The sequence below is a fragment of the Sphingomonas caeni genome (assembly GCF_026013415.1).
GTDB lineage: Bacteria > Pseudomonadota > Alphaproteobacteria > Sphingomonadales > Sphingomonadaceae > Sphingomonas > Sphingomonas caeni.
Genome location: NZ_JAPDOK010000013.1, coordinates 21,341 through 47,056 on the forward strand (window position 1 = coordinate 21,341; position 25,716 = coordinate 47,056).

Sequence of the window (25,716 nt, forward strand, 5' to 3'; positions counted from 1 at the left end):
GATCGACCTCGCATATTTGAGAATTGTGCCTATCCAAAATGGCCAGACCCAATCAAGATTATTATTTAATCGAAGCCCCAGGCGGGCGCCACGAATCTCATGCTCCAGACCTGCGGGGCCGGGCGCAAAACACGCGTGAAATCAGCCATATAGTCCAGCTCGCCAATCCATGGACCGGATTGCAAACCCAGAGTCCGTTTCGGAACATTTCCGACAAGTGGCGGGCCGCGAGGCTTGGCCGGGCCCACTTTCCGGCCATAACAGCCGGGTCAGGCGGCCCGGCTTCCGCGCGGGCGCCCGAATCGCCCCACTACCCCCTTGCGGTCCGGAGGCGGCCAGCCGATCCTTCTCTCGGGTAAACGGGGTTTGCGGAGGCCATGAAGTTCGTCTGTCGTTCAACCACAGCAATCGCCGGATCTCGGTGGGCGCCCTTCGTCCGCCGCCGCAAACTGAGCGGGCATTCCGCTCACGGTTTTGCTATTGGCTGCAACCAGCGATGAGTACCGCCCCGCCCGATCCGACAATCCTTGCGCGCGGTGCGCCACGGCGCGCGCAGCCCGCCGAGGCAGGCGCGGAGGAAGGTCGCGCCCTGCTTGCCCGGCTTCGCCCGGCGATCCTCACCTTCCTGGTCTGGACGTCGGTCGGCGTGTTCCTGGCGGCGGCCGATGCCCTCAACGGATATTTCGAGTGGCACCGTTTCGTGGCCAAGATGATGGAGTCCTGGTCATGGGCATTGCTGACCCCAGTCCTGTTGCTGATCGACCGCAAGCTCGCTTCGGGCGAACAGAACATCGTTCGGCTGGCGTTCCTGTTCCTCGTTCTGAGCGTCCCTTTCAGCCTCGCCCACACCTATCTTACCGGCCTGCTCCTCTATCCGATCACCGAGATCTGGTGGAACCCGCTACGCCGTCACGATTATGCGGTCTTCTATTTCCTCGGCAGCTGGCAGATGTACTGCGGGCTGGTCGGCGTCCTCTACGCGTTCAAATATTACAACCGGCTCCTGACCAGCCAGCTTCAGCTGGAGCGCGTGGAAAAGAGCCTGCTTGAATCACGCCTCAACGCGCTGCGCCTGCAGCTTGAGCCCCATTTCCTGTTCAACGCGCTCAACGCCATCTCATCGGAGGTCGCCTCCGACCCGAATTTGGCGCGGGACATGATCGGTGACCTGGGCGCGCTGCTGCGGCAGTCGCTGGACTGCAAGGACAGGGCGGAAATAACGCTGGCGCAGGAGCTGTCGCTGCTCGAGCATTATCTTTCCATCCAGCGCGTCCGATTCGGAGACAGGATCGAGATCGAGATCGAGATCGAGCCTCGGACGCTATCCGCCATGGTGCCTTCCATGCTGCTGCAACCCTTGGTGGAAAATGCAATTCGCCATGGAATCGAAGGCCGGCTGTCCGGGGGGAAGGTCATGATTTCGGCGTCGCGGTCGGGAGACCGTTTGCTGCTCCTCGTGCGTGACGATGGCGTCGGCCTGCCCGCCGACTGGCGCATGGAAGCCTCGACCGGACTTGGCGTGCGTGTGGCGCGCGAGCGCTTGGCCGCGCTATACCCCGATATGGGTGAGAATGGTTTCCTGATCCGGCGCCGCGAGAGCGGAGGTACGGAGGTGGCGATAAGCATCCCCCTGCACGGTGCGGGCGACCGCGCATGAAAGCCGCGTCTCAGTCGATCCGTGTGCTGGTGGTCGATGATGAGGCACCCGCCCGCAAGCGCTTGCGGGATCTGCTCTCCAAAGACCGCGACGTCAGCCAGCTCTTCGAGGCGAAAAATGGTGTCGAGGCGGTCGCCCTGATCCAGGGCGAGCATCCGGACATCGTGTTTCTCGACGTGCAGATGCCGGGCGTCGATGGCTTCGGCGTCATCGATACCCTGGGCGCGGGGAATATGCCGCTGACGGTTTTCGTCACGGCGTACGATCAATTCGCGCTCAGGGCATTCGAGGCGGAAGCGCTGGACTATCTGCTCAAGCCGTTCGGCGACGCGCGCTACCGCACGATGATGGAGCGGGTCAAAAAGCGGCTGAGCGAGCTCCGTGCGGACAATGCGGGCGATGCCAATGCCTTCGGTCCGGAGCTGCTCAAACTGGCTGCCGCGCGGGCGAAGCCCGGTGAAATCTGGAACTGGATGGTGGTCAAGAAGCGCGACGCCACCCAGCTGGTGATGACCGAGGACATTGACTGGATCGAAGCGGCCGGAGTCTATGTGACCTTGCATGTGGAGGGGCAGGAACTTCTGTACCGCGCCGGCCTGGCCACGGTCGCGAAGAGACTCGATCCCTTCCGCTTCGTCCGCATTCATCGGTCCAGTCTTGTGAACCTGAGGTCCGTCGCCCTTCTCGAGCGCCGGTCCCATGGCGAGTTCGAGGTGGTGATGAAGGACGGCAAGCGCTTGACGCTCAGCCGGAGCTACCGCGCGGACGTCGAAGCGATGCTTGGCCAATCGCTTTAGGACCGGTCGCCTGCCTGCCCCTTTGGGAGCGCGTGCTCAGGCTGGCCTGTCCAATCTCGGTTCCGCGCTTGAAATGCAGCTTGCAGGGGCTACAGCCTGTCCGGAGCATTTTAGGTGAATAACTCTGATTATTAAGTATGAAAGCGTTATCGGCGCACCGGCGAGGAGGAGCGACATTCATACGCAGTTGATCATCACCCGGGCATCTTCTGTTCGAACCCGCACGGTCGGGCTTGCCGCGGGAGGCAGGTCTGCTGATCGTCGTACGTCGGATTCCCATGCGTAGCAGTCGCGTAGCCGGTCACGACGAAATCGTCGCCATTCTGGGCTCCCAGATCCTGTCGGGCGAGCTCCCGCCGGGCAGCCGCCTCCCGACGGAGGAGGAAATGCTTGCCCGTTTCGGCGCATCGCGGGTGCTGATGCGCGAAATCACCAAGACTTTGGTCGCGAAAGGGCTGGCGGTTGCCAAGACCCGCGTGGGCACACGCGTCTCGCCGCCGGAACAGTGGAGCTATTTCGATCCCGACGTGCTTGCCTGGCGCGTGCGTCTCGGTTTCGACCATCAGTTCCTCGAGCAGCTCGTTCAGATGCGCCGCGCGGTGGAGCCGGCGGCGGCCGCGCTTGCGGCGGAGCAGCGTACCGGCGCTCATCTTGCGGAAATGCGGAAAGCGCTGGCGGCGATGTCGGATGCGGGCAGCGACAGGCGCGCCTTTTCGGATGCCGATCTGGACTTTCATATCGCCGTCGCGGTCGCTTCGGGGAACCCCTTGTTCCGGTCGATCGCCAGCGTGATCGAAACCGCGCTCGAAGCCTATTTCGCGCTCAGCACGCCGCTGCAGATCGCGTCCATGGAGGCGGCCGTTGCCAGCCACACGCGGATTGCCGACGCCATCGAGCAACGCGACGGCGAGGCGGCGGCGCGAGCGATGCTCGCGGTCATCGATGAGGGGCCGGATCGGGTACGACGGCAACTCTTGGGGCTTACAAAGCCGGCCGAACCAAGCATCGACGAAGCGGCGAACCCGTCCGTGGTGACCTGCAGCTAGCCTTTGGCCGCTCCCGGCTCCGACCGGCGCGAGCGTGGCCAGCCGACTGCGCGCCGCCCCGAATCCATACCGGAATCGCATAAGTGAAAATCGAATTGCATATATAGAATTATGGCCTAAGCATCGGTGCGAGGATGTGAAGGGTAGCCATGAAAGCCGTGATTTGTGCCAAGCCCTTCCAGCTGGGCATTGTCGATTATCCGGCGCCGCAGCCCGCCGAAGGCGAGATTCTCGTGCGCATCCGCCGGATCGGGCTGTGCGGCACGGACTATCATATCTTCTCCGGCCGCCATCCGTTCCTGGTCTATCCCAGAGTGATGGGGCACGAGCTCGCCGGCGAAGTCGAAAGCGCGCCGCCCGGCTCGAGCTTCCGCCGGGGGCAGCAAGTGGCGATCAATCCCTATCTGCCGTGCGGCGCGTGCATCGCCTGCCGCAAGGGCAAGCCGAACGCCTGCGCCAATGTTCAAGTGCTCGGCGTCCATATCGATGGCGGCATGTGTGAGCTGCTGGCGGTTCCCGAACAGGCAGTGCTCGACGCGACCGGACTGACGCTCGATCAGGCCGCCATGCTCGAATTCCTCGCGATCGGCGCGCATGCCGTCGCGCGCGCGCGCCTCAGGCCGGGCGATCGCGTGCTCGTCCTGGGTGCCGGGCCCATCGGCATCGCGACCGGCCTCTTCGCGCGCCAGGACGGCGCGGTGGTGACGTTGGCCGATATGCGCCAGACCAGGCTCGACTATGCGCGCGCGCAACTGGGTTTCGATGACGTCGTCGCCGTGGACGCGGAACTGGCGGCAGCGCTGGCACGGCGCACCCGTGGCGAAATGTTCGACGCGGTGTTCGATGCCACGGGCTCGCTGGAATCCATGGGGCAGAGCCTGACCCATGTCTGCCATGGCGGCACGCTGGTGTTCGTCGGCGTGGCGCCTGGCGACCTCGTCCTTTCCGACCCCGAGTTCCACAAGCGCGAGACGACCCTGCTCGCGAGCCGCAACGCGCGAACCGAAGATTTCGAACGCGTCATCGCGGCGATGCGGGCGGGGCAGATCCCGTCAGAGGCACTTCAGACGCATGGCTTTCCCGCGGAGGAACTGCCCGAGCGTATCCCGCAACTCATCGCCGACGCCGATCACGTCCTCAAGGCCATCGCGAGCTTTTAAAGCTACTATCTCAAGCGCTTGAGCAGGATCGCCGCGCCGCCGCCTGGGCTCATCCGGACATGCAGCGTCTGCCGGCGCGTCACCTCGGCCGACGTTCGCCCGACATCATTGGCCGAAGCACCGTCCTGCCAGATCGTCGCGGCGTATTTTCCATCCCCGAGCATCCGAAGCGGAATGTCGATCTCGCGCCCATCCTCGTTGGTCATGGCGCCGATATACCAATCCGTCCCCTTGCGCCGGGCAAGGACGACGTGGCTGGTGGGCGTTCCGGTGACGAACCGGGTCTCGTCCCAATCGGTCGGAACCCCCTCGATGAAGTCGAAGCCGGCGGCGTTTTCATAGGCGTCCGGTGAATCGGCCACCATCTGCAACGGGCTATCATACACCACATATTGCGCCAGCGCCTGGCCCCTTGTGTGCCGGGTCCGCGGCATGACCTCACGCTGCTCATAGGAGTTCGGCGCGCTGTTGCGGAACCCGCCGGGCGTATAGTCCATGGGCCCCAGCAGCATTCGGGTATAGGCCAGCTTCACATTGTGTCCGGGCGTCACGCGCCCCCAGGGAAACTTGTTGTACTCGGCGCCCATGACGCCTTCCTGGGTGATGTAATTGGGATAGGTGCGCGCAAGACCCGCGGGCGGGAAGGCGCCGTGCATGTCGAGCAGCAGATGGCGCTGCGCCGTCGCCCTGGCGAGGCGGACATAGAATTCGACCATCTCCTGATCGTCGCGCTCCATGAAATCGACCTTGACGCCCTTGATGCCCCAGCGCCGATAGGTGTCGAGGATCTCGTCCATGCGCGGCGCGATATGCTGCCAATGGACCCAGAGCAGGAGGCCGACGCCCTTGCTCGATGCGTATGCTACCAGCGCGGGCATATCGATGGCCGGGTCGCTTCGGGTGATGTCGGTCTTCGGATCCGCGGCGCAGCATGGTCCCGCGTTGAGGGCCCAGCCGGCGTCGATCAGGAAATAGGGGATGTGTGACGCTGCCGCGAAATCGATGAAGCGGCGGAACCGCTCCATGGTCGGCCGTTCGCCCACCGTGGGTCCGGACCACCAGTCCCAGGCCGTCTTCCCCGGCTTCACCCATGAGAAATCGCCCTGGGGCGCCGGGGAAAGGCTCTGGATCAGCGTGGACTCGATCAGGTCGCCCGCACGATCGCCCATCATCACGACCCGCCACGCGCTGTGCAGCCCGCCGGGCGAGAGAACCGCGACCTCCGGGCGGTCCTTTCGGGGCGTCACCCGCACCTGCAGGCCGCCGCTGACGGGCCTGAAGCTCGATCCGGCGTAACCCTCGATCCCCGCCTGGGCGAGCGCGAAATGGGTGCGGCCCGACATCGACGCGCAGACAACGGGCACGTCGTAGAGCTTGGCCGCATCGAGCTGCGAGACCTTCAGCGTCTGGAACGCATTTTCGTGTGAACCCGAATATTCGGTGACCTCGCAGGTCGGGTCGCCCGCGAAGCGGAATCCGGTCGTCTCACCCTTGAGCGCGACCGGCGTGCCACCCGGCAGCACATAGCGAAAGGCCACGCCGTCATCATAGGCGCGCAGTTCGATCGTGATGTCGCGCCGGGCGCCCGAAACCTCGCGGAAGTGGATCGTCGCGCCATTGTACCAATCCCGCGCCCGGGCCGCCTTGGCCGCGGTCAGCGTGAGTTCGCCGCGGTGGCTTTGCCGTCTGACATCGACGATCCTCAACCCCGAAAAAGCGCCCCCATCGGCGAGCTCCAGCCCCAAAGGCGCATCCAGCAGAATCCGCTCCCGATTGCGCGTCACCGAATAGCGCGTGCCATCGGCGGCGACCGTGATGCCGATGCGCTTGTCGGGCGATGCCAGCGCCACCTGAGACACGGCAAGCGCCGAGGCGAGCAAGATCATCTTTCCCTCGTTTCAAAAGGCGATTTTGAAGACGCTGGCGTGGCGCGTCGGCAAGGACGGGGGCAGGTTCACGATCAGCCCGGCGTCGGTCTGGCGGAACGCCAATGGTTTTGGGATACCCAGCAGATACACCCGCTTGACGGCAGCCGCCTGATGGCCGGCGGACCGGCCCAGCGACGTGATGACGACGCTTTGTGCGGGTTCGCCGAGCGTGATGGCGTAGAGCGTCTTTCCGCGCGTGGTGAAGCGAATGTCCTGCGCGGTGTAGGCGACATTTTCCCGGAACGCGCCGCCCGCCACTTCGGTCGGCCCTTCGCCATGGATCGTCCACGGCCGCGTGCCGTGAATGGCTTCGGAATTGACCTTCATCCAGGCCGCGAGCTCGTCGAGCAGATGCTGGGATTCGGGCGGCAGGCTGCCGTCCGGATCGAGCACGACGTTGAGCAGCAGATTGCCGTTCTTGCTCACCACGTCCGCAAGCATCGAGATCACGTTCGCCGGCGTCTTGTACGTGTCGTGATCGTTGAAGAACCAGTCGCCGTTCGAGGTATCGGTCTGCCAGGGCAGCGGGCTGATGCCCTTGAGCACGCCGCGTTCGACATCCTGGACACAGGCTTCCTTGTGGAATTCGCCCGACTCCATCTCCTTGCAGTTGTAGACCGCCTCGAGCTTTCCGCTGCGCGCAATGCTGCTGTTGTAAAGATGGGCGATCAGCGACCGGCCGACCTCGCCGAACGGAATCCCGCCGTCCGAATAGAGCAGGTCGGGCTGGTAGCTGTCGATCAGATCGCGGATGCGGTTGAACCAGATCTGATGGAATTTCGGATCGGCGGTGTACCAGGTCCGGCCGCTGCCGCGATAGGGCTCGTTGTGCGGCGGATGATAGAGATCGGCATAGGCGGGATTCGCGCCGTCATAATCGACCCCCATTTCCGGCCAGAACTGGTTGTACAGGTGGCTTGGGTAGAACCAGTTGTGGCTGGCACCCAGATGCTCCGACACGCCGAAGCGCAGGCCCCGCTTGCGCGCGGCGGCACGCCAGGCGCCGACGATATCGCGCTTGGGGCCCATCGCCGCGGCGTTCCACCGGTGATGCACCGAGTTCCACAGATCGAAATTGTCGTGATGGCACCCCATGCTGACGAAATATTTGGCGCCCGCCGCCACATATTTGTCCATCAGACTCTCGGGGTCGAACTTGTCGGCCGTCCAGAGCGGGATGATGTCCTTGTAGCCGGTCTTGGAGGGCTGGCCCCAGGTCTTCACATGATGGTCGTAGTGGGGGTGGCCCGGAACATACATGTTCCGCGCATACCAGTCGCCGGAGCGCGCCACGGCCTGCGGGCCCCAATGCGCCCAGATCCCGAATTTGGCGTCGCGAAACCAGTCGGGCGCGCGATATTGTTTCAGCGATTCCACATCCGACTGGAAAGGTCCGTCCCTCACCGGCAAAGTATGATCCGGCTCGCCTGCGGAGGCGCTGGCCGCGACCGAATAGCCAAGCGCCGCGAGAAGAGGCGCCCCCAGAAACTCGCGCTTGCTGATCCTCACCACATTTCCCCTCATCATATCGTCCAAACCGACCCGCGCCGGAGCGCGGAATCAAGAAGTCAGGTCGAGCCGGACCCGTTGCACGGGCAGTCCTTCGACTTGGACTTCCACGACGATCTGCCCGGCCTGGCCGCCTGCCTGGACCACCGCCACGGCGCGGCCGTGAAAACTCATGCGATCGCCCGACTGCAGGCTGGATGCGTCTTGCGGGTCGCCATTGCCCATCCCGGCCAGGCGGCCCGCGCCCATCACACGCACCTTGATCCGGCGCTCGTCGCGCCGCGCGTAGATTGGCGTGCCCGCGGCATCGGCCAGCTCGACCGTGACATAGGCCAGGTCCTGGCCGTTCGCCGTCAGTTTCCGGCGATCGACCGTCACCCTGGCGGTGGCCGGGGCGCCCGCCGTGCGCAATTCCCAGCGTCCGGCTTGCTTTCCATCCCTGTAACCGACCGCGACCAGCCGGCCCGCTCGGTAATCGACCCGATAGGAGGCCTTGTATTCGCTATCGAGACCCGCCGGTTTCCGGCCCAGACTCCGGCCATTGAGGAACAGCTCGACTTCGGGAAATTCGGAATAGACCACGACCTCGAGCCGCCTTCCCTCCTGGCCGGGCCAAGTCCAGCTCGGGTGAACATCGTCCAGCGACCAGTCGAGGTGCGGCGGCACGATCGGGAAGAAGTGGCGGTCGGGCAGGTCCGCGGTGCCTTCGGGCTGCCGGACGAACGCCGCGATCGGGGCGATCCCGGTCTTCCACAGGATCTGGCGGTAATAGGCCGCCGGCCGCTTGCGCCCGGTCGCATCGATCTCGCCGCAATAAGCGAGGTTCCAGGGATAGGGTCCGAGCTTCTGCCAATCCTGGCTATAGCCCATCCACCCGATCCCCGCCTCGCCGAGATAATCCACCGCGGTCCATACGAAGTCGCCAATGACCCACGGCTTGGTCTCGACCTCCCGCCAATAGGGAAACGCGTCCTTCGGCAAGGATTCGGCCGTGTACATCGGCTTGTCCGGCAGCTTCTCATGATCCTTGCTGAACAGCTCGGCGTGATAATTATAGGCAGGCACGTCCAGCACCGCGGCCTGGTTGGTGCTCAGCGGCACGTCGTTGTTGATGGCCTGGGTGACCGGGCGCGTGGGATCCAGCGCGTGCACGCGTGCGGCCAGGCGTTTGGCGGTTTCGATACCCTGCGGCGTACCCGTTTCGGGGATTTCGTTGCCGATGCTCCAGAACAGCACGCTCGGATGATTGCGCCCGCTGATCACCAGGCTGTCGATATCCTGTGCCCAATTGTCGGCGAAGAAGCGCGCATAGTCTTGCGGCCGCTTGCTCCTGTTCCAGGCGTCGAAGGCCTCGTCGATGACGAGCATGCCCAGTTCGTCGGCCGCATCGAGCGTCGCCTGGCTGGCGGGATTATGGGCGTTGCGGATGGCATTGTATCCGGCCGCCTTCATCAGCGCGACCTTGCGGGCATCGGCAGCCGGCACCCCGGCGGCGCCGAGCATGTAATTGTCGTGGTGGATGTTCCCGCCGCGCAGCTTCACCGGCTTGCCGTTGATGCGCAGGCCGTGCTGCGCGTCGAGCGTGATGGTGCGGACGCCGATCCGGATGCGGCGGGTGTCGACGACCGCTTTCCCCAGACGCACTTCCTGCACCAGCGTGTAGAGATTGGGCGCATCGGGCGACCAGAGCGCGGGGCGCTTGATCTCGAGCGACTGTACGCCCTCGGCGCGCGCGCCCGGCTCGATCGACCGCGTCTCGCGGGCCTCGGCCACGGTCTTGCCCGTTGGGGAGATCAGGCGGGAAACCAGTTCGATGGTTTGCCGCTTCGTTGAGCGGTTATTGACCGCGGCGCTGACCGAAACCAGGCCGCGCGCCTCGGTTGCGACGGGCGTGGTGACGAACAGGCTGTCGCGATCCACATGGACGCGATCGAGGATCTCGAGGCTGACCGGGCGGATGAGCCCCGATCCGGCATACCATCGCGACGAGGGATCGGCGTGATTGGCACGGACGACGACGACATTGTCCCCGGCGCGCACCTTGCCCGTCAGATCGAGCGAGAAGGCGGTATAGCCATAGCGGTGGCGCGTCAGATGCTCGCCGTTGAGCCAGATGTCGGCGTCCATATAGACGGCTTCGAAAGTCAGCCGGACGACGCGGGCCGCCTCGGCGGCGGTCAGGTTGAGGTGGCGGCGGTACCAGCCGAGCCCGCCTGGCAGATAGCCCGAGTCCTGGCCCGCCACGGCCCCCGGATCGAAGGGCGGTCGGCCGTCGGGCCGGTCCATGATCGACCAGTCGTGCGGCACGACGACCTGCTGCCAGCCATGATCGTCAAAGCCGGCCCGCTCGGCGCCGGGGACATCGCCGGGCTCGAACCGCCAGTCGCGGGACAGCTCGGTCCGCTGCGCGCCGGCGGGCGCCATGATCGCGGCGGCGAGCAGCACGCCGAGCGCGAGCTTGCCCAGCAGGCGAGACCCGGCCTGCCGTTTCACGATCCGGCCCGCCGGATCTCGAGGATCGTCACCGGCGCCTGGTTCGGATGCGCGGGGGCGGAAATCCGGATTCCGCCCGGCTGCGGCTGCCACGACACCCGCGCGCCCGACATATCCCGGATCGACGCGATCCTGCCTTCAAGCGGCAGCGACAAGCCGCCCTCGGGCCAGCGCAGCACATGCACGAACACGCTGCGGCCCTTTTGGGTGGTGCCGTAGACGCCATCCACCGGCTGCAGCGGACCCGGGCGGGTGCCGTAGACCGCGCGCCCATTCTGCCGGAGCCAGGCCCCCACCGCACGCAGCGTCGCAACCTGCTTGGGCGGTATCACGCCGTCGGGATCGGGCGACATGTTGGCGAGGACATTGCCGTTGCGGACCACGGCGTTGACGATCAGCACGATGACGTCGTCGGCGCTCATTGCATTGTCGCCGGGGGTGAAGCCCCAGGCCGCGGGATTGAGCGAGAAGGTCTTTTCCCACGGGCGCGCGCGGATCGGCCCGGTGATCGGCGCCGGCCCCTCGGCAATGTCGAAATCGCCCTGCCAGCCCGATCGGGGGTTGATCACGATCTTGGGCTGATAGCTGCGGACCATGCGGTTGAGCCGGTCCGATTCCCAGAACCATGCCGCGTCGGCATCGGTCCCCTGATGCGCCAGCCAGCCGCCATCCCACCACAGGATGTCGATCTTGCCATAGTTGCGCATCAGCTCCTCGACCTGGCCCCAGGTCTGCTGCTTGAGCAGGCGCGCATTGTCCGGCAGCTCTTTCGGGCGGAAATAGGCCGGGAAGCGCCAATCGAGCGGCGAGTAATAGAGCCCGACCCTGAGGCCCTTGCGCCGCACCGCGGTGACGAAGGGCGCGATCAGGTCGCGCCCGGCGGCCGAGTGCATCGAATCGAAATGGCCATAGCTCGACGGGCTGTCGAACAGCGAGAAGCCGTCATGATGCCGCGCGGTCATCACCATGTAGCGCGCGCCGGCATCGCCCGCGAGCGCCGCCCATTGGTCCGGATCATAGTGGCGCGGCCGAAAGAGCGCGGCGAGCTTGGCATATTCCTCGGCGGGCACATGATCGGCGAACATGTGCCATTCGCCGCGCCCCGGAATGGCGTAGAGCCCCCAATGGATGAAGATGCCGAACTTGGCGTCGCGCCACCACGCCATGTCCTTGTCGGGCAGCAGCAGATCGGGCGCGAGCGCCGGGTCGCCCCCCGAAACCTTGTTGGCCGAACGCTGCTCGTCGGTCAGGATCTGCGCGCTGGACACCATCGGCGCCAGCAGCAGCGCGAGTGCCGCAACCCCCAGCCAGCGGACAAGGGGCGCTGCGGCCCGCCGCGCGGTAACGCTCCGTTCCCGGCTCATTTGGCCGGGTCCACGATGGCCTCCATCCGGTCCGGGCAAGCTTGAACCCCCATAGGCTGCGGGATCATTGCGCAGGCAGCCGGAGCAGTGCCGCGGCGTTCTGGTCGCCGGGCAGTTTTCCGGAAGCCGTGAGGCGCTTCGCCGCATCGTCCCAGCGCAGCGTCACGCGCGTGCCGCCGCCCTTGCGATAGGCGTTGGTCACGCCGTCATCGTCGTAGAGCGTGAAGCTCGCGTCGCGGCCCGGATAGACGCGGATCGCCTCGAGCGGCTGACGCGCCGACGTGTTCGGCACCTGCACGCCCATCGGCACGATCGAGCCGGCACGAACGAAGAGCGGGATCCGGTCGATCGGTGCGGCAGCCTCGATCGTCTGGCCGCCCGTATATTTGCGGTCGGTCCAGTAATCGTACCAGTCGCTGCCGGCGGGCAGATAGACGCTGCGGCTGGTCGCGCCCTGCTCGGTCACCGGCGCGACGAGGAAGGCCGGCCCGAACATGTACTGATCGCCGATCGTCGCGGCCCTCGGATCGTCGGGGAAGTCCATGAACAGCGCCCGCATGAACGGCGCGCCGGTTTCATAGGTGTGGTACCCCAGCGAATAGAGATAGGGGATCAGCGCGTAACGCAGCCGCAGCGTCTGCGCGAGCAGCGGCTCGGCCGCCTTGCCATATTCCCAGATCGCCAGACTGCCCGGGCGCTGGCCGTGGATGCGGAGCGTGGGCGTCAGCGCGTTATACTGGAACCAGCGGACGAACAGCTCGGGATAGTCGGTATAGTCGGGGCTCATCGCGGTCGCGCCGGCCGGATCGACCAGCACCGGATGCTGGGCCTTGGGCCCCTGCGGCCATTGCCAGCCGCCGGTGTCGCTGCTCCAATAGGCGATGCCGCTGGCGGTGAAATTGAGCCCGGTCGGCACCTGGCGCTTCAGCGCCTCCCACGATCCGTGCACGTCGGACGACCAGAAGATCGCGCCGGTGCGCTGGGAGCCCAGATAAGCGGCGCGCGCGAGGATCATGTTGCGCATGTCGGGACGGTCGCGGGCGCTGCCTTCCGCGACACCGCTGGTGTGCACCAGCGGAAACAGGTTGTGATAGCGGTCGCCCGAGCCGATCGAATAGAAATAGCCGTCGGGGACGAGATCGGGCTCGGTTTCGTCGAGCCAGAACCAGTCGAACCCTTCGCTCGCGATATTGTCGCGGATCTTGCCCCAGAACCAGGCGCGGGCTTCGGGATTGGTGCTGTCGATCAGCGCCCCCGCCCGGTCCGAGCGGACTTCCAGCCCATCGACAGGATTTCCGTCGGCATCCTTGAGCAGCCAGCCCTTGGCGGCGAGGAAATTATAATAGCGGGACTCGCGCTCGTAGCGCGGCCAGACGCTGATGATCGAATGCATGCCCCAGGCATGAAGCTGGCGGTTCATGCCCGCGGGATCGGGAAAGGCGCTGCGATCGATATCCATCTGGCCCATCCGCGTCCAGTGGAACCAGTCGAGCACCATTACGTCGATCGGATAGCCGCGGCTGCGATACCCTTCCGCGACGCCCATCAGCTCGCTTTGGCTCTCGTAGCGGGCCTTGCTCTGGATCAGGCCGAACACGGCCTTGGGCGGCAGCGGAGTCTCGCCGGTCAGCCGGGCATAGCCGGCATAGATCTCGTCCGCCGTCGCGCCGGTGATGACGAAGAAGGAGACGCGCTCGCCAACCTGCGACTGGAAGCTCGTCACGCGGTTCATGCCCGGCGTAACGGTGGTCGCCGAGGGGTTGTCCCAGACGATGCCATAGCCCTTGTTGGTGATGAGGAAGGGCACGCAGACCTGTTCGCCGGCGGGCGCATCGTAATAGTGGCGGCAATCGATCGTGCGGCCGCGCAGATCGAGGATGCCTTCCTGATTCTGCCCCAGCCCGTAATAATGGGTGTCCGGCGTATCGGCGAAGGTCGCGCCGACGCGGAAGGTCCGCTCGCCGTTCACGCGCTGCGGGGCCATTTCCCAGCCCAGCATCTGGGTGACCTCACGCCCGTCGGCGCGGGCGATCCCGATCGAGACCGGCGGAAGCGAGGGCGCGAAATAATGCTGCCCCTGCGTGGGCCGCTGGGGCCAGGGCTGCGGCTTGACGGTGACTGACAGCGTTGTCGAGCTATAGACATCGCCAGTGGCGTCCGCGCGATGCGTCCAGCCTGTGAGATTGGGCTTCGCGCTGATGCCATAGCCGGCCCCCGACGCGATCTCGTTCGGATCGAGCGCGATCGTCACGCGAACGATGTTCGGGGCGTAGGGCTCGACGGCGACGATGCTGCCGTTGCGCTGGACCGTGCCGGGCAATTGCGCGGCAGCGGGTGAGACCGACAGCAAAGCGGCGATCGCGAACAACATCTTCCGGAAATTCATCAAACCACCCTCTCGCCTATGTTCTTGAGCGCCCGTTCGCCGCGCTCTTGTCGGGGCCGCTATCATGGCCGCATGCGCTGTTCCACGAAAAAGGATTACTAATTGTATTTTCACTGATGGCAATAATTTTTCGCTACTGAACATTGCCGGAACGCACCGGACCGGCACGAGTCAGACACTTGGGCGGACGGCGCAGGCTGCCTTCGCGCCGGGATCAGTCGGCCTTTGTGTGGCCGAGCGCGAAGGAGATGCGCTGCGCGGCGGCGCGCAGCAGCTCGGTAGCGGTGGACAGATCCACTTTCTGGGAGCCGTCGATCAACTCCAGAAAGGGGATGGTCAAAGCACCGGCCACGCCGCCATCGAAGCCGAAGACCGGAAAGCTGATGTCGGTCACGCCATAGGTGATGGGGCTGGGCCGGCGGTCGAAACCCCGGGCACGCAATGCCGCGAGTTGCGTGGAAAGCCATTCCGGATCGACCGGCGCCTGCCCGCTCTCCAGCGCCTCCGCGGCGATCTGCTCGGCCATGGCGGGATCGCTGAACGCAAGGATGGTATTACCGGAACAGCTGCGCAGCAGATCGATCACCGCCCCCAGCCTGAGCGAGAAGCCGCGCATCCCCGGATTCTCCTGGCGCGCGATCACCAGCCCGCGCCCGGCATTCGGCACCACGAAATGACAGGACTGCCCGGTTTCCGACGCCAGAAGGCGCATCTCCGGCAACGCCGCGCCGAGCAGGTTGGCGGCGGGCGTGGCACGATGCGCGACGTCGAGCAGCTTGTAGGCGACGGTGTAGCGATCCGAATTGGGAGCACGCTGCAGATAGCCGAGCTGCTCCAGCACCACGACCATGCGAAAGATTTCGCCGACGGACCGGCCCAGGCTTGCCGCCATTTCGGTGACCATCGCGCCGTGCGGATAATCCGCCAGCAATTCGATGATCTCGAAGCCCTTTTCGAGAGCCGGCGCTGCGTATTTCCGTTTGGGCCTTTGGACGTTCATGCGGGCTCTCTGCTGGGCGCCGGGATATTGACCATCGTGGGCATGCATATGGCCGCGAAGTCAATCCGCGCGCGCAGCGACATCAAGTGATCGCAGGCGCGGGCCAAAACCGGTCCGCGGCACGGCGGCCAGGTCGGCTCGATCCGCTTTCCCACGGCCCTTGCCGACCCAGGCGCGAGCACGTTTTCATAAACGCCTTGTCTTTTTGCAGATAAAATAGTATTACCAATCAGATATGGAAACCGTCTTCCATCTACGAAAAATGGAAGGCACTTTCCATCTCGCAATTTCGCGGAACCGGGTTCCTCCCCGGTCCCTCTGGAGGGGCCGGCGCGCATGACACGCTTCTTCGCGCCGGCCTCTCCCTTTTCGGTTTTCCCGTCATGCGGTCCCGCCGCGACGCCGGAAACCGGCATCCGCCCGTTCCTGCCAAGACTTGCCGACAAGGACCATCGCATGCGCAATCCGTTCTCCGCCCGCTGGTCGAAACGCTGGCAGGCCATGGCCGCGCTGATGCTGGCCCTTCTCCCGCAAACCGCACTGGCGCAGCGGGCGACCGACGTGCCGCGCATCGAGAGCCGCGACGGCCGGCACGCGCTGATCGTCGATGGCGCTCCGTTCCTGATGCTGGGCGCGCAGGTCAATAATTCGAGCAACTATCCCGCCATGCTGCCCGAGATCTGGCCGGTGATTCGCACCATGCATGCGAACACGGTGGAGGTGCCGATTGCTTGGGAGCAGGTCGAGCCGCAGGAGGGCAAGTTCGATTTCTCCTTCCTCGACGCGCTGCTGAAGGAGGCGCGCGAGAACGACGTGCGGCTGGTGCTGCTCTGGTTCGGGACGTGGAAGAATACCTCGCCCACCTATGCGCCGGCCTGGGTCAAGCTCGACAATGACCGCTTCCCGCGGATGACCAATGCGCAGGGCGAAACCCATTACGCCCTGTCGCCGCACTATCGCTCGACGCTCGAGGCCGACAAGCGCGCCTTCGTCAAGCTGATGGAGCATCTCCAGCGCAACGATCCGCAGAACACGGTCATCATGATCCAGCCCGAGAACGAAGTCGGCACCTATGGCAGCGTCCGCGACTTCTCGCCGCTTGCGCAGAAGCTGTTCGATGGCCCGGTGCCCGAGGCGCTGCTCAAGCGCTTCCACAAGCGGCCGGGGAACTGGAAAACGGTGTTCGGGGCCGATGCCGACGAATATTTCCATGCCTGGCACATCGCGCGCTACATCGAGGAGATCGCCGCGGCCGGGAAAGCCGTGAAACCGCTCCCCATGTATGTGAACGCAGCGCTGGCCTCGGCATTCGGCCGCCAGCCGGCCAGCACCTATTCGAGCGGCGGGCCGGTGCATCATGTGATCGACGTCTACAAGGCCGCGGCGCCCTCGCTCGATTTCGTTGCGCCCGACATCTATGCGCGCGATCACGCCGCCTATCTCAACTATCTCGGTTTCTATCATCGGCCCGACAATGCGCTGATGGTTCCCGAGACCGGGAACGCGCCCGAATTCGCGCGTTTCTTCTTCTCGGTGGTCGGCCAGGGCGGTATCGGCTTCGCGCCGTTCGGGATGGACGCCACCGGCTATTGGAACTTCCCCCTGGGTGCCGAGGAACTCGACGACAAGACGCTCGACATTTTCGCGCGCAACTACCGGCTGTTCGGGCCGATGCAGCGCGAATGGGCGCGCTGGGCCTTTGCCGGCAAGACCTGGGGTGTCTCCGAGCCGACCGACCCCGCCGCCGAACACCGCCAGGTGATGGAGCTCGGCAAGTACCGGGCAACCGCAACCTTCGGCCAACGGCAGTTCGGTACCGACAAGCCCACCGGCAATCCGGCGCCGGTGGGCGGCGTGGCGATCGCCGAGATCGGGCCGGACGAATATCTCGTGACCGGCTTCAACGCGCGCGTGAGCTTCGCGTTGGCCTCGCCGAAGCCCCGGGAATCGATGATGTCCGTGCGGGTCGAGGAAGGGCGTTTCGAGGGCGGCAAATGGATTTTCAAACGCGTCTGGAACGGCGATCAAATCGACTATGGTTTGAACTTTACAAACCGCGAGCAGGTCCTTCGCATCACTCTCGTCAGCTACCGCGGCAATCCCGTCATCCCGGTCGGCAATCCGAATTGAAACGCGCTTCGGCGCGAAAACGAGCCGGCCGAGCCTTAGGGTAACGTTAACATTGCTACCCGGATGAATCCGGCTTGGGCGGGCGAGCCTCCACCGCCCCAAATTGGCGCAATCGCGCCGCTCCCCGGCCCCGGGGACTGAGCGCCGAAGCAATAATTCTCATTATTATTGTTCTATACCAATATATTAAAGCACATCCGTCACTCGGCGCGGCGCGGCTTCCCTTGCCGCGCCGAGCGATGAGCCACCCCCGGAAAATGGCGATTGACAGGGGAGAGGATAATAATACTAATGTTAACGTTAACGTTCCTCAGACACCGCACCCGAATCGGGGCGGCGTCGAAAAGGGAGGACGGACAAGCGCCGCAACCAAGCGGCGATGGGAGGAGGGGAAGACAATGTTGAAAATCAATAGTTTATTGCGTCATCGTCCGACGGCGGCTCTGCTGGGCAAGGCCAGCGCAATCGCCTTGGCGTGCTCGGTCCTCGCCCAGCCGGCGATGGCTCAGACGACCCCGCCGGCGCAGGCCGACGATCAGTCGAATGACGAGATCACGGTCACGGGCTCGCGCGTGATCACCAACAATCTGAACTCGCCGACGCCGATCACGACCGTGGATGTGGGTCAGCTGGCGAAAACGACTCCGAGCGACATCGCCGACGGGTTGAACAAGCTTCCCCAGATCATCGGCGGCCGCACCCCGCGTACGCAGGGCAATGGCGGCACCAATAATGGCGGCAACGTGCTGTCGCTGCGCAACTTCGGTCCCTCGCGCACGCTGGTGCTGCTCGACGGCCATCGCGTGCCTTCGTCGAACCAGGACGGCACGGTGAACATCGACATTCTGCCCCAGATGCTGGTGAAGCGGGTCGATATCGTCACCGGCGGTGCCTCGGCGGTCTATGGTTCTGACGCCGTGGCCGGCGTGGTCAATTTCGTTCTCGACAAGGAATTCACCGGTCTCTCGATCCGGGCCGATGCCGGCATTTCCAACTATGGCGACGGCGAAGAATGGCAATTCGGCGGGGCCTGGGGCACCGACCTGTTCGACGGCCGCGGCCATTTCGAGGCATCCGGCCGGTACCGCAAGCAGGCGCTGATCCCGCTCGACGCCCGGCCCTATGCTGCGGACGGCCAAGCCTGGCTGCTCGCCGGAAACGGTTCGCCGGGCAATCCCTTTGTAAACGTGCCTTACTCCCGCGTTTTCAACAGCGGGCAATTCGGCAACGTCCAATGCGGCAGTGCCTGCGGCTTCAACAATTATACGTTCAACACCGCCGGCGTGCTGAGCCCGATGATCCATGGCATCCCGACGGGGACCGCCAATCTGGAATCGGGCGGTGACGGCTCGTACAATAAGAACGGCACGTTTCGCTCGGAGATCGAGATGTACGACGCGTTCGCGCGCCTCGACTATGACGTCACCGACGACGTGAACGTCTATGTCCAGGCGACCTACGGCCGGGCGTTCAACAAGTCGAACTGGATCAGCTGGGTGGTGAGCCCGTCGGCCAACCGACCCAACACCCTCTTCGCCAACAATCCGTTCCTGGCGCCCGCGACGCAGGTGCAGCTGGGCGCGAACATCGTGTGCGGCACCCCGGCCGCGGCGGGCTGGCGCTGCCTGCCAGCCATGCCCGCGACCTCTCCGCAGACCAACACGACGCCGCCGGTGCCGCCCACCACCCCGTACTTCTCCGCCCCGTCCTATATCTGGCAGAAAATCGGCGGCGAGGACGTGAGGGACACCAATCGCCTGTACAGAACCGAGTCGGATCAGCAGAATATCAATGTCGAGGTGGGACTCACGGGTTCCCTGGGCAAACTGCGGTGGGACCTTTTCTATAGCCATGGCGAAAGCCGCCTGACGGTCACCAATCCGAACAACACCGACAACGCCAAATATCTCGCTTCGCTCGACGCGGTCATCGCGCCGCCGGGGACGACGGTGAACGGCCGCGACGTGAGCGGCACGATCGTCTGCTGGGTCCTGACCCAGCCGCAATATGCCGGCCTCTACCCCGGCTGCGTCCCGACCAACATCACCGATCCCAACGGGCCTTCGCTCGGCGCGTACAATTACCTCCGGACGCCGACCTCGTGGACCCTCACGCAGCGGCTCGACAATATCGGCGGCTCGATCGGCGGCGATATCGGTTTCGGCCTGCCCGCCGGCAATATCAGGGCCAACGTGTCGTTCGACCTGCGCTGGGCCACGTACAAGATGGAAAGCGCCTTCCGGCCGACCGACTTTGTCGATTGCACCGGCCTGCGCATGTGCCTCGCGAATGGCGGCGCCCCGGTGCGCTGGGTGCAGAACACCAATAACCCGGTGGACGCGAACAACAACGTCTATGAGGTCGCGGGCGAAGTGAATATCCCGCTGGTCAAGGACTTTGCCCTGGCTCAGGAACTCTCGGTCAACCTGGCGGGTCGCTATACCAAATATTCGACCTTCAGCGCGGTCAAGTCCTGGAAAGCCGGCGTCGACTGGCACGTGAATCCGTCGATTGCCTTCCGCGGTACCGCTTCGCTGGATATCCGCGCACCGAACCTCAACGACCTCTACCAGCCTTCCGGCGTTTCATCGACCGGCTTCCTCGATCTGCTGACCAACGGCAACAACAGCCTGCGGCTGATCACGAGAGGCAATCCCAACCTCACGCCCGAAAAGGCGCGAACCATCACGCTGGGCGTGGTGCTGACGCCGGAATTCCTGCCGAACTTCGGTGTGTCGTTCGACTATTACCGGACGCGCATGACCGACGCGATCACGCAAATCAGCTATCAGAGCACGGCGATCCAGAACATCTGCCTCGCCAGCGCACCCAACTATGATTCGCCGTTCTGCTCGCTCGCGGTTCGCCCGATCACCAATCCGGCGGATCCCAACTACAAGAATCCGAATTTCAACTTCCCGACCGAAATCCGCAACTCGCCGCTTAACGCGGCGCGCCAGGAAACCGAGGGCTTCGAAATTCAGGTCGATTACCGCTTCGACACCGCGCAGCTCATTTCCTGGCTGCCCGGGAGCATGTCGATGCGGCACATGCTGGCCTATCAGCCGGTGAACACGACGGTGAACATCCCCGGCGCCTTCCCGACCTGGGCCGTTCAGCCCAAGCTCCGGCAGACCACGTTCGTATCTTATCAGAACGAGGCCTGGGGCCTGTCGCTGCAGAACCAGTGGCTGGGCAGCGTCAGAATGGCCACCAGCGACAATGCCCTGAACGGCAACAGCCAGAATTACGTCATTCCGAAGCTGAAGCCGTTCAACCTGCTGGATGCCACCGTCAACGTGCGGATGCACCTGCTGGGTGGGGACGGCGAAGCCTTCCTGACGGTCAACAACGTCCTGAATGCCCGCGCGCCGCTCTATCCGTCGAACTCGGGCATCCCCAACCTCTTCTACCCGACGCTCGGCTTCCACGACGATATGGGCCGCTTCTTCACCTTCGGAGTCAGGGCCAAGTTCTGATGATCGTGTCACGGGCGCACCGAAACCCGGTCCTGGTGCGCCCGTGGCCTGCAAGAATATGAACGATACTCTCCCCTGTCCCGGCCTCGCGCCGGGACATTTTTTCGCGCTGGCGTGTCGCCGAGACCGGAACAGACCAACCCTGGACCATCAGCAGCTTGCGCCAGGCGCAAAAAAAACTAGCAGTCCAGCGGACATGACGGGAGACTATTGTTGGACAAGCCTGGCGGGCGGGTGCGCCGCGCTACGATAAAGGACGTGGCGGCACACGTCGGTGTGTCTCCAATGACCGTCTCGCGGGCGATCAATGGCCGCGCGGGCATGCGGCCCGACACCAGGGCGGCGATCATGGCCGCGATCGAGGCCCTCGCTTACAAGCCCAACGCCGCGGCTCGCAGCCTCGTCACTTCGGCCGAGCTCCGAATCGGCCTCATCTATGCCAACCCCCGCGCGGCATTCATGAGCGAATTCCTCATGGGCGCCTTCGAGGAAGCCGCATCGCGTGGCGCGCGTCTGATCATCTTGCCCGCCCCGCGGGACAGGGCGCTATCCCCGAAGGCCTTGAAGGATTTCATCGCCTCGGGATTGTCGGGTGTCCTGTTGACCCCGCCGCTGGGCGATTCCCCGGGGCTCTTGAGGTTCTTCGCGGATGCGCATCTGCCGACGGCGACGATCGGCGCCTATCCCGCCGAAAGCACGATATCGGTCCGGATCAACGACCGGCAAGCGGCCTATGAGATGTCCCACCACCTGCTGAGCCTCGGTCACCGGCGGATCGGCTTCATCATCGGCAATCCCGACCAGGCGGCCTCGGCCGAGCGCATGGCCGGCTTTTTTGCAGCCGTTCGCGAATTCGACAATGTCGAGGCCAGCGTCGTCCAGGGGGACTTCAGCTTTGCCTCCGGACTGGCCGCGGCGGAGCAATTGCTCGATCGCGATCCGCCCCCCACGGCAATCTTTGCCAGCAACGACGACATGGCGGCCGCGGTGGTCTCGGTCGCGCACCGGCGCCATCTGGACGTACCGCAACAGCTGACCGTGGCGGGTTTCGACGATACGATGACAGCGGTCACTTTATGGCCCCCGCTGACCACCGTGCACCAGCCGGTTCGCCAACTAGCCGCGGAGGCGTTGCGCCTCCTGGCGGAGCAGGTATCGACGCCGGCCGACCAGGCAGGGCCGTTGGGCGATCACTTGCTGGATCACACGATCGTCCACCGCCAATCCGTCGCCCCCCCGGACTATGCGGGATCGCTGCCGAAGGTGGTCACCGGCTGATCGCCCCGGCGGGCTGCCCGCCGCGACCCGCCCCGCGCCCATCGGGTTCCAGGTTCGATGAGGCGACCACGGAGCATCCGCGACGAGGCCGAGCAGTCGGAGCGGTTTCGGTGCGGCAACTGCCTGAAAAAAAAAGCCGCCCCAAGGGGGCGGCGAGGGAGAGGAAGCGCGTGGCACACCAAAGACGGCCGACCGAGGCCGGCCGCCTGATGTTTCAGAAGCGGCCGCGAAGACCGATCATCACCTGACGCCCCGGCCGGTAGACCGTGAACGCGGCATTTTCGAACTGGAAGTAGCTGCGCTGTTGGGCCTTGGTGATGTTCTGCACATCGAGCGTCAGTTGCGGCAGCCCCTTGGTTCCCAGGATTTCGGAAAGATCGAGCGAGCCACCGAAATCGAATTGCTGGTAGTCATCGCTGAAGATTGCGGCGGCAGGAATGCCGTTCTGGTTCGTTCCCGAAGCGACGAAGCCCTGGTTGAACGTCGTCGAGAAGCGCAGCGAGACACCATGGCCTTCATAATAGCCCGTCAGGTTGTAGGTCACGGGGGACACCCCGGTGGCGACCGCCGGCGCGTTGCCGGATCCCGTTTGGCTTATCAGCGTCAGGTTGGCGTTGAAGCCGAACCCGTTGAGACCGAGATAGCGCCCGAGCAGGAAGTCGAGCGGCTGCACCCAGTTCACTTCGAGGCCGTTGACCTTGAGCGTGCCGCTGGCATTGACCTGTTGGGTCAGCACCACCGTCGCCGCGTTGGGGCCGCCGCGACTATCGATCGCGGCCTTCTGGGTCGCACCAAGTGAGGCGTAGGTCACGCCATATTGCGCCAGGTCGGTGAAGGGGACCGTCGTGTTGCCGTTGACCGTGAAGCCGACGACGGCCTTCCGGAACGCCGCAAAGCCGATATAGCCCTCCGCGCCGGTGTAATATTCGAAACCGAGATCGAGATTGTCCGAGATGAAGGGAGTGAGCGCCGAGTTCCCCACGCTGCCGACGTCCGCCGATGGGCTGGAAAAGTTCAGGCCCGGAAGCATCTGACTGGGGTTCGGCCGAGTCATCGTCCGCGACACCGACGCACGCACGACCGCGTTATCGCCAATATGGAAAGCGCCGCTCGCCGAGGGGAGCCAGTTGTCATAGGTGTTCTCGGTGTAGACGACGCTCACGACGTTGGGGTAGCACGAGCCGTCGCGCAGATTGCCGGGCCCCGGGCACGTGTCCGGCAACGGGCCCGCGCCGTCCGGATCGGTGTTGTTGCGGGGGTCGGTGATGCTCGTGCGTCCGCCGATCCGCTGTTGCGTACGAACCCAGCGCACGCCGACATTCCAGGTGAGGCGATTGTCACCGAACGCGGTGTCACCGTTCAATTCCGCGTACGCGCCCAGCGTCCGCTCGCGCACATAACCCCCGCTCGCGCCGGTGTTGGAGCCACCAACCTCGGGTGACTGGTTGTGATAGGTATCGTAGTTGGTCGCGGCCTTGAACGCCTCCCAGTTGACCGCAAGAAAAGCCCCGGGAGACGGACGGAGGAAGCTCGGCAGCTGAGCATTGGTGACGAGCGAGCCGCCATAGGTGACCGGACCGGCCGAACCCGCGGTGTAGCCCGTGCCATAGGCCGGGTAGGTAGGATATCCGGCCGGGTTCGGCGTGTTGAGGCCTTCACAGAGCGGGGACCGGTTCGGTGCGGGCAGGTTGACGCTCGGCCGATCGCCGCAAGTCGCGTTCTGCCAGGGACCGGTATTGTCGTATCCGCTGATCTGGCGGGCGACATCATCATAGGCCGCGCCGACACGCAGATTGAGCGTCGAATCGCCCCATTCGAGGTTGCCGCGAACCCCCTTGGTGTAGGTAGACCGCCGTTCGTCCTGCATGTTCAGACGACCGCCGGGCCACCCAAAGCTCGCCGGATTGGCGAGGTCGATGTTGGTCGTGATCGTCGGCTCATAGCCGTCATTATTGTTGAAATTGACCGTGACGCCCGAGCTTGCGGGCGTGACCGGACCCACGGTCGGGGACTCGCGGTGGAAAATCGACTTGGTGTAGTTCGCGTTGATGTCGAATTTGAGGTCGTCGCTCAGTTCGACCTCGAGGCCGGGGTTCACGCCCCAATACTGCACATGCTCGATGAAGGGGCGATATTCGAAGAAGAACTGGGCGTTGTAATAGGTGCCCTTGGTGACGACGCAGCCATTGGTGCAATCGGTGCGGTCATATTGGGTGTTGACCGGGATGATGGCGCCGTTGCGCCCCACCCAGTTCATATCGATGCGCTCCATCTCGTTGAGCTTCCGGCCGAACATGCCGTCGATATAGGCGTGGATGCCGTCGCCCTTATACTCCAGGCTGCCGACGAAGTTCAGTCGCTCCTTGGTCCCGAACTCGACCATCGGGCGCCCGAGGCGCGGAAGAAGGCCGTTATCGATCTGGGTAATGTTCGCACCCGGATTCTGCGCGAGCAGGAACGCCTGATCGATCACCGTGCCAGTGGCGACGCCGGGAATATTGGCGTTGGCCGGAACCGAGCCGGGAATCGTCCAGTTGCCGCCGCCGGTCGAATTGCGCGTGGCGGACGTGTTCTGTGTGGCCGACAGGTTCGGGTTGGTGAGACCGATCGTCTCATAACCCGTGGTATTGATCCGGTTGCGGACGCCCGAAACGCCGAGGAGGATGCCGAAATTGCCCGAGGTGTAGCTGGCGAGGATCGACCCGCGATACCCCCATTTGCTGCCTGCATTGCTGCTGTTGGTCAGCTGACCCGAATAGGTGATGTGCGTACCCGGATTGTCGAACGGGCGGGCGCTGCGCATGTTGACCGTGCCGGCCGCGCCGCCTTCGAGCATGCTGGCCGTCGGGCTCTTCTGGACCGTCAGTTGGGTGAACAGCTCGGTCGGGAACAGGTCTAGATCGACTTCGCGGTTGGTGCCCTGGGCGTCGGACCGCCCCGTGGACGAGACCGCCACCGGGGCATTGTTGAGCAGCACGCGGGTGAAGTTGGTGCCGAGGCCGCGGATCGTGACCTGCAGGCCTTCGCCGGTGATCTCGCGGCTGATCGTCACGCCGGGGACGCGGTTGAACGATTCGGCGATGTTGGTGTCGGGGAACTTGCCGATATCCTCGGCAAAGATCGAGTCGGTGAAACCGGTCGCGTTGCGCTTGGCGTTGGTCGAGCTCTGCAGCGACCCGCGATAACCCGTGACGATGATTTCCTGGCCGTCCTGGCTGTCGCCGTCCTGCGGCGCGGCGGCGGTGGCCTCCGCGGTGGGATCGGTCGTCGGATCGGTGGTGGCGGCGAGAGCCGGCCAGGCCGTGCCCGCGAGCAGCACGGCAGCGAGCCCCGCGACGCGGCGTTTCGGATTCATTCCGGAAATACCAATCATGTCAGCCTCCCCAATTCGCGCATGCTTCACACGGAGTTGCGAGCCGATGCGCCGCAGCTCCGGAATTGGACCGGTAACCTGCGTTGTCAGTCCTCTTGTTATTTTTGGCCTTACCA

The 25,716-nt window shown here is 64.6% G+C and carries 14 protein-coding genes; 7 read left to right on the top strand and 7 right to left on the bottom strand.

The features are described 5' to 3' along the window. The first annotated feature begins 496 nt into the window (after positions 1-496). The 4 genes from OF829_RS19915 (at position 497) to OF829_RS19930 (ending at position 4,660) form a co-directional block, all read left to right on the top strand. Complete coding sequence (locus OF829_RS19915) at positions 497-1,657, top strand: sensor histidine kinase (protein WP_264941958.1); 1,161 nt, start codon at positions 497-499, stop codon at positions 1,655-1,657. After that, entirely contained in the window at positions 1,654-2,454 is an 801-nt protein-coding gene (locus OF829_RS19920; protein WP_264941959.1) for a LytR/AlgR family response regulator transcription factor, read from the top strand. The genes OF829_RS19915 and OF829_RS19920 overlap by 4 nt, the downstream gene beginning before the upstream one ends. 278 nt (positions 2,455-2,732) lie before the next feature. Beyond that, positions 2,733-3,500, top strand: a complete 768-nt coding sequence (locus OF829_RS19925; RefSeq protein WP_264941960.1) for a FadR/GntR family transcriptional regulator — start codon at positions 2,733-2,735, stop codon at positions 3,498-3,500. Between the two features lie 149 nt (positions 3,501-3,649). Continuing rightward, on the top strand, positions 3,650-4,660 hold the full coding sequence (locus OF829_RS19930) for a zinc-binding alcohol dehydrogenase family protein (RefSeq protein WP_264941961.1): 1,011 nt from the start codon (positions 3,650-3,652) through the stop codon (positions 4,658-4,660). A gap of 5 nt (positions 4,661-4,665) precedes the next feature. Here OF829_RS19930 and OF829_RS19935 read toward each other — a convergent pair whose 3' ends face one another. The 6 genes from OF829_RS19935 to OF829_RS19960 form a co-directional block, all read right to left on the bottom strand. After that, entirely contained in the window at positions 4,666-6,546 is a 1,881-nt protein-coding gene (locus OF829_RS19935) for a glycoside hydrolase family 97 protein (RefSeq protein WP_264941962.1), read from the bottom strand. A gap of 12 nt (positions 6,547-6,558) precedes the next feature. Continuing rightward, a complete protein-coding gene (locus OF829_RS19940) occupies positions 6,559-8,097 on the bottom strand; it encodes an alpha-L-fucosidase (protein ID WP_264941963.1) in 1,539 nt (512 codons plus the stop codon). A 51-nt stretch (positions 8,098-8,148) separates the two neighbouring features. Beyond that, the gene (locus tag OF829_RS19945; protein WP_264941964.1) at positions 8,149-10,590 is read right to left on the bottom strand and encodes a glycoside hydrolase family 2 TIM barrel-domain containing protein; all 2,442 of its coding nucleotides are present in this window, start codon (positions 10,588-10,590) and stop codon (positions 8,149-8,151) included. After that, entirely contained in the window at positions 10,587-11,954 is a 1,368-nt protein-coding gene (locus OF829_RS19950; protein WP_264941965.1) for an alpha-L-fucosidase, read from the bottom strand. Before OF829_RS19950 ends, OF829_RS19945 begins: the two co-directional genes overlap by 4 nt. A gap of 64 nt (positions 11,955-12,018) precedes the next feature. Beyond that, on the bottom strand, positions 12,019-14,340 hold the full coding sequence (locus tag OF829_RS19955; protein WP_264941966.1) for a glycoside hydrolase family 31 protein: 2,322 nt from the start codon (positions 14,338-14,340) through the stop codon (positions 12,019-12,021). Positions 14,341-14,554: 214 nt separating this feature from the next. Then, positions 14,555-15,388 carry an IclR family transcriptional regulator gene (locus OF829_RS19960; RefSeq protein ID WP_264941967.1) on the bottom strand — a complete coding sequence of 278 codons (834 nt, stop codon included), beginning with the start codon at positions 15,386-15,388 and terminating at the stop codon, positions 14,555-14,557. A 465-nt stretch (positions 15,389-15,853) separates the two neighbouring features. Here OF829_RS19960 and OF829_RS19965 point away from each other — a divergent pair, with 465 nt between their 5' ends. The 3 genes from OF829_RS19965 (at position 15,854) to OF829_RS19975 (ending at position 22,227) form a co-directional block, all read left to right on the top strand. Continuing rightward, a complete protein-coding gene (locus OF829_RS19965) occupies positions 15,854-17,470 on the top strand; it encodes a DUF5597 domain-containing protein (protein ID WP_264941982.1) in 1,617 nt (538 codons plus the stop codon). Between the two features lie 500 nt (positions 17,471-17,970). Further along, positions 17,971-20,949 carry a TonB-dependent receptor domain-containing protein gene (locus OF829_RS19970; RefSeq protein ID WP_264941968.1) on the top strand — a complete coding sequence of 993 codons (2,979 nt, stop codon included), beginning with the start codon at positions 17,971-17,973 and terminating at the stop codon, positions 20,947-20,949. 213 nt (positions 20,950-21,162) lie between these two features. Beyond that, positions 21,163-22,227: a LacI family DNA-binding transcriptional regulator gene (locus tag OF829_RS19975; RefSeq protein ID WP_264941969.1), complete on the top strand. Its 1,065-nt coding sequence runs from the start codon at positions 21,163-21,165 to the stop codon at positions 22,225-22,227. 214 nt (positions 22,228-22,441) lie between these two features. Here the strand turns inward: OF829_RS19975 and OF829_RS19980 are convergent, their stop codons facing one another. Further along, positions 22,442-25,600: a TonB-dependent receptor gene (locus OF829_RS19980; protein WP_264941970.1), complete on the bottom strand. Its 3,159-nt coding sequence runs from the start codon at positions 25,598-25,600 to the stop codon at positions 22,442-22,444. Positions 25,601-25,716 lie beyond the last annotated feature (116 nt).